Annotated in this window: 7 protein-coding genes; 5 read left to right on the top strand and 2 right to left on the bottom strand. The window is 70.8% G+C overall.

The window, feature by feature from the left end; genetic code table 11:
- Nucleotides 1–72 precede the first annotated feature (72 nt).
- Both IH13_RS0114665 and IH13_RS0114660 read left to right on the top strand, forming a co-directional pair.
- Nucleotides 73–273 carry an SCO2195 family GlnR-regulated protein gene (locus tag IH13_RS0114665; RefSeq protein ID WP_031084543.1) on the top strand — a complete coding sequence of 67 codons (201 nt, stop codon included), beginning with the start codon at nt 73–75 and terminating at the stop codon, nt 271–273.
- 100 nt (nt 274–373) lie between these two features.
- Nucleotides 374–1,081, top strand: a complete 708-nt coding sequence (locus IH13_RS0114660; protein WP_031084541.1) for a DUF4191 domain-containing protein — start codon at nt 374–376, stop codon at nt 1,079–1,081.
- Nucleotides 1,082–1,256: 175 nt separating this feature from the next.
- Here IH13_RS0114660 and IH13_RS0114655 read toward each other — a convergent pair whose 3' ends face one another.
- Entirely contained in the window at nt 1,257–1,724 is a 468-nt protein-coding gene (locus IH13_RS0114655; protein ID WP_082317606.1) for an RDD family protein, read from the bottom strand.
- A gap of 222 nt (nt 1,725–1,946) precedes the next feature.
- Between IH13_RS0114655 and glnA the strand changes: the two genes are divergently transcribed.
- From glnA to IH13_RS0114640, 3 genes are all read left to right on the top strand, one after another.
- Nucleotides 1,947–3,356, top strand: coding sequence for a type I glutamate--ammonia ligase (gene glnA / locus IH13_RS0114650; RefSeq protein ID WP_031084537.1), 1,410 nt, complete (start codon nt 1,947–1,949; stop codon nt 3,354–3,356).
- A 122-nt stretch (nt 3,357–3,478) separates the two neighbouring features.
- A complete protein-coding gene (locus tag IH13_RS0114645) occupies nt 3,479–3,814 on the top strand; it encodes a hypothetical protein (protein WP_199814664.1) in 336 nt (111 codons plus the stop codon).
- 58 nt (nt 3,815–3,872) lie between these two features.
- A complete protein-coding gene (locus tag IH13_RS0114640) occupies nt 3,873–4,238 on the top strand; it encodes a hypothetical protein (protein ID WP_031084530.1) in 366 nt (121 codons plus the stop codon).
- A gap of 98 nt (nt 4,239–4,336) precedes the next feature.
- Here the strand turns inward: IH13_RS0114640 and IH13_RS0114635 are convergent, their stop codons facing one another.
- A complete protein-coding gene (locus tag IH13_RS0114635) occupies nt 4,337–4,549 on the bottom strand; it encodes a hypothetical protein (protein ID WP_051835845.1) in 213 nt (70 codons plus the stop codon).
- Between the last annotated feature and the right edge of the window lie 3 nt (nt 4,550–4,552).

Below are 4,552 nucleotides of genomic sequence, written 5' to 3'. Positions count from 1 at the left end.
TGCCACCGCCGTCACTGCTTCCCGTCACTCAGTGCGCGCCGCGCGCATCCGCTCCGAGGGGGAACACCCGCCATGCATGCCGCACCGGTCCGAGCCCACGCGCTCCCGTCCGTCACCACCGCCCTGCGCGCGGTGGAGTCGCTGCTCCTGGGCGGCGGACAGCGCACCGCCCGCCGCAACGCCTGGAACGCGGTCCTGGAGGACCGCCGCAGGGCCAAGGACCGGGTCGAGGCGGAGCACGTCCTGCGGGCCGTGGCCGACCACCGCTCCTAGCCCGCCTCCCCGGCCGTTCCCGGACCACCGCCGGACCGTTCCCCGGTCACCCCGGGGCCGCCGTGCCCGGGCCGCTCCGGGGCCACGTAAACTTCGCTCCATGGCGAGGAAGGCAAACACTGAAGGCGCGGACAGCGCCGAGAACGCGGGGCGGCTCAAGCAGATCGCCCTGACCTACAAGATGACCAGGCGGACCGACCCCAAGGTGGGTCTCGTCGTCGCGGGTGTGGGAATCGTCACCTTCGGTGTCCTCCTCGCGATCGGTTTCCTGATCGGTCACCCCATCTACGCGGGCATCCTGGGCTTCGTCCTGGCCTTCCTCGCGATGGCGATCATCTTCGGACGGCGTGCCGAGCGGGCCGCCTTCGGGCAGATGGAGGGACAACCGGGCGCGGCCGCGGCCGTGTTGGACCGGGTGGGCCGTGGCTGGACCACGACTCCGGCGGTCGCGATGAACCGCAACCAGGACGTCGTCCACCGTGCCGTCGGCAAGGCGGGCATCGTGCTGGTGGCGGAGGGCAACCCGAACCGGGTGAAGAGCCTGCTGGCCGCCGAGAAGAAGCGGATGGCCCGGATCGTGGTGGACGTGCCGGTGCACGACATCATCGTCGGCGACGGCGAGGGCCAGGTGCCGCTGAAGAAGGTGCGCACCACGATGCTGAAGCTTCCGCGGGTCCTGACCGGCCCGCAGGTCACGGCGGCCAACGACCGACTGCGCGCGATGGGCGACCTGATGAGCAACATGCCGCTCCCGAAGGGGCCCATGCCGAAGGGCATGCGGATGCCGCGGGGCGGAAGGATGCGCTGAGCGGTGACACCGAGAGGGGCGGCCCCCGGACGGACATCCGTCCGGGGGCCGCCCCTCTTTCCTTGTCCGCGCGCCCTGGCCCGTGCGCCCGCGCCTTGGACGCGTACCTGCACGGGGCGGCCTCAGGTACGTATCTGGACGGGGCGGCCTCAGATACGTACCTGGAGGAGCGGCCTCAGATACGCACCTGGACGGAGCGGGAGAACCGGTCGTGGAGGCCGCGGCTGTCGCGGTCCCAGACCAGGGCCGGGATCACGAGCAGGAGCAGCACGGTCCGCAGCAGTACCCGTCCGAAGCCGAGCCGGCTGCCGTCGTCCGCGATGACCCGCAGGCCGCAGATGCGCTTGCCCGGGGTGGAGCCGACCGTGGTGACGGTGAGCAGGCTCAGGACGAGGAAGACGACGAGTGCCCAGTTGCCGGCCGTCTGCTGGTCACCGCGGGCGAACAGCCCGTATGCGATCAGCATGCAGGCGGCCCAGTCGATGAAGAGGGCACCGAAGCGCCGGCCGAGGGGCGCCACCGACCCCGGGCCCTCCTCGGGCAGACCGAGGCGCCGGCCCCGGTAACCGAAGTCCGCACCCATCTCCTCGGCGGCCGCGCGGGGGCCGGAGAGCCACGATCCGATTACTTGCCTGTTGTCCACCCGTCCACGGTACTGCGCCCGCGTTTGCCCCCGGCCGGGCGGGGCACGGGAACACGTCGCGGAGGTGCCTCCCACCACCGGGCTGGTTAACTTGTGCGAAACAAATGGGTCATGCTGGAGAAATCCTGCCTGCCTAAGGTCGAAGCCGGCGTGTGCCACCGCACTGGCCGCACAACGAGCTGCAACCCCGCCCTTTCCCGGGTCGGGAGTAGGAGGAGTTGGATGTTCCAGAACGCCGACGAAGTGCAGAAATACATCGCGGACAACGACGTCAAGTTCGTCGACGTCAGGTTCTGCGACCTGCCGGGTGTGATGCAGCACGTCACGATCCCCGCGGCGACCTTCGACCCGGCCGAGGACCTGGCTTTCGACGGCTCGTCGATCCGCGGCTTCCAGGCGATCCACGAGTCGGACATGGCGCTGCGCGCCGACCTGTCGACGGCCCGGATGGACTCGTTCCGCCGCGACAAGACCCTGAACATCAACTTCTTCGTCCACGACCCCATCACCGGTGAGCAGTACAGCCGCGACCCGCGGAACGTGGCCCGGAAGGCGGAGGCTTACCTCGCGTCGACCGGCATCGCCGACACCGCGTACTTCGGCCCGGAGGCCGAGTTCTACGTCTTCGACAGCGTCCGCTTCCAGACGTCGGCGAACGAGAGCTTCTACCACATCGACTCCGAGGCCGGCGCCTGGAACACCGGTGCGCTCGAGAACAACCGCGGCTACAAGGTCCGGTACAAGGGCGGTTACTTCCCGGTCCCGCCGATCGACCACTTCGCCGACCTGCGGGCCGAGATGTCCCTGGAACTGGACCGGAACGGCCTCCAGGTCGAGCGCCAGCACCACGAGGTGGGCACCGCCGGCCAGGCCGAGATCAACTACAAGTTCAACACGCTGCTCGCCGCGGCCGACGACCTGATGCTCTTCAAGTACATCGTGAAGAACATCGCCTGGCGCAACGGCAAGACCGCGACCTTCATGCCGAAGCCGATCTTCGGTGACAACGGCTCGGGCATGCACGTCCACCAGTCCCTGTGGGCCGGCGGCTCCCCGCTCTTCTACGACGAGCAGGGCTACGCAGGCCTCTCGGACATGGCGCGCTACTACATCGGCGGCATCCTGAAGCACGCCCCGTCGCTGCTGGCGTTCACCAACCCGACGGTGAACTCCTACCACCGCCTGGTTCCCGGCTTCGAGGCCCCGGTCAACATGGTGTACTCGCAGCGCAACCGTTCCGCCGCGATGCGCATCCCGATCACGGGCTCGAACCCGAAGGCCAAGCGCGTGGAGTTCCGCGCTCCGGACCCGTCCTCCAACCCGTACCTGGCGTTCTCGGCCCTGCTGATGGCCGGCCTGGACGGCGTCAAGAACAAGATCGAGCCGCCGGAGCCGATCGACAAGGACCTCTACGAGCTGGCCCCGGAGGAGCACGCGAGCGTCGAGCAGGTCCCGACGTCGCTCCCGGCGGTCCTCGAAGCGCTGGAGGCGGACCACGAGTACCTCCAGGCCGGCGGTGTCTTCACGCCGGACCTGATCGAGACGTGGATCGACTACAAGCGCACGAACGAGATCGCCCCGATCCAGCTGCGCCCGCACCCGCACGAGTTCGAGCTGTACTTCGACCTCTGAGAAGCGCGTCGGGCCACGGGGCCCCGAAGAGGCCGTCCCCCTCGTGGGTGGCGGCCTCTTCGACGTGCCCGCAGCCGGGCTCCGGCGTCGCCGGTGGGCCGGGGGCAGCCTTGCGCCGGGACATGCCCGACTACCCGGCCGTACTGCGGGAAGCGGAGCGGGTCCTGCGGCCAGGCGGGGTGTTCGTGCACGTCGGGGTTCATCCGTGCTTCTGCGGTGGATTCGCCGACCGTTCGGACGCGGAGGCCGTGGTGATCCGGCCCGGTTACCTCGGCACCGGACGGACCACCACGTCATGGACGGACCAGGGGCTGCGCGACAAGGTGGGCGCGAGCCATCTGCCGCTTGCCGGGCTGCTGAACGTCTTCCTCGACGCCGGGCTGGCACCTGAGCGGTTCGCCGAGCACGGGGCTCCGACGCCGGTCGTCATGGCGGTGAGGGCGCGCAAGGCCGGGTGACCCTGGTCGTACGCCCGGGGAGGGCGGTCAGCCGCGTGGGGCGCCGGTCGCAGCGGCGGTGAGCCTGTCGGCGACGGTCGTCACCCTGGGCGCGGCCCAGGTGCAGGGCGACGCGCCGCTCGCCGGTGCGCTGGCCAACTACAGCGAGCTGGCGGGGCTGCCGGTCGGCACCCCGTGGACCAAGCGGTACGCCTTCGGGCTGCTGCCGGTCGGTGACGCGTTCCTGGCCTGGTCGAAGGCGGCGCGGCCGTGGGTCGCCGCGGTCCCCGCCACCGTGTCGGGCTGGTGGCGGGCGCCGTGGGTGGCGGTGCTCGTGCTGGTGGGCGCCGCCCCGTGGGTGCCCGCGGCCGTACGGCGGTGGCGACGCCGGGGGCGTACGGGACCGGTGCCCCCGGTGGCCCGGGAGGCGGTGCCGGTCCGGTAGGGGCAGGCGGAGGGCGTCGGCGTCGTCACGTCCCGGGGTGGGGCCGTCGGGGCCCCGGCGGGCCGTGCCCCCGGGCGCTCCGGGGGCACGGGCAGAGGTCAGCGGCCGTAGCGGATCAGGGCGCGGACCATGCGGCAGGTGGTGTCGGACGGCGGGTGGATGGCGAGGCGGTCGGCCTCCGCGCGGATACGGGCGTTGCTCGCGCTCACCGGCTGGTACACCCCGGTGTCGAGCAGGGATATCGCCAGGCGCATGGCCTTGAGGCGACGGTTGTGCGAGACGTACCACTCGCGGGGCTGTCTCTTATACACATC

The sequence above is a fragment of the Streptomyces sp. NRRL WC-3549 genome, assembly GCF_000721935.1.
Taxonomy (GTDB): Bacteria; Actinomycetota; Actinomycetes; order Streptomycetales; family Streptomycetaceae; genus Streptomyces.
This window is presented reverse-complemented; position numbering and strand designations above follow the sequence as displayed.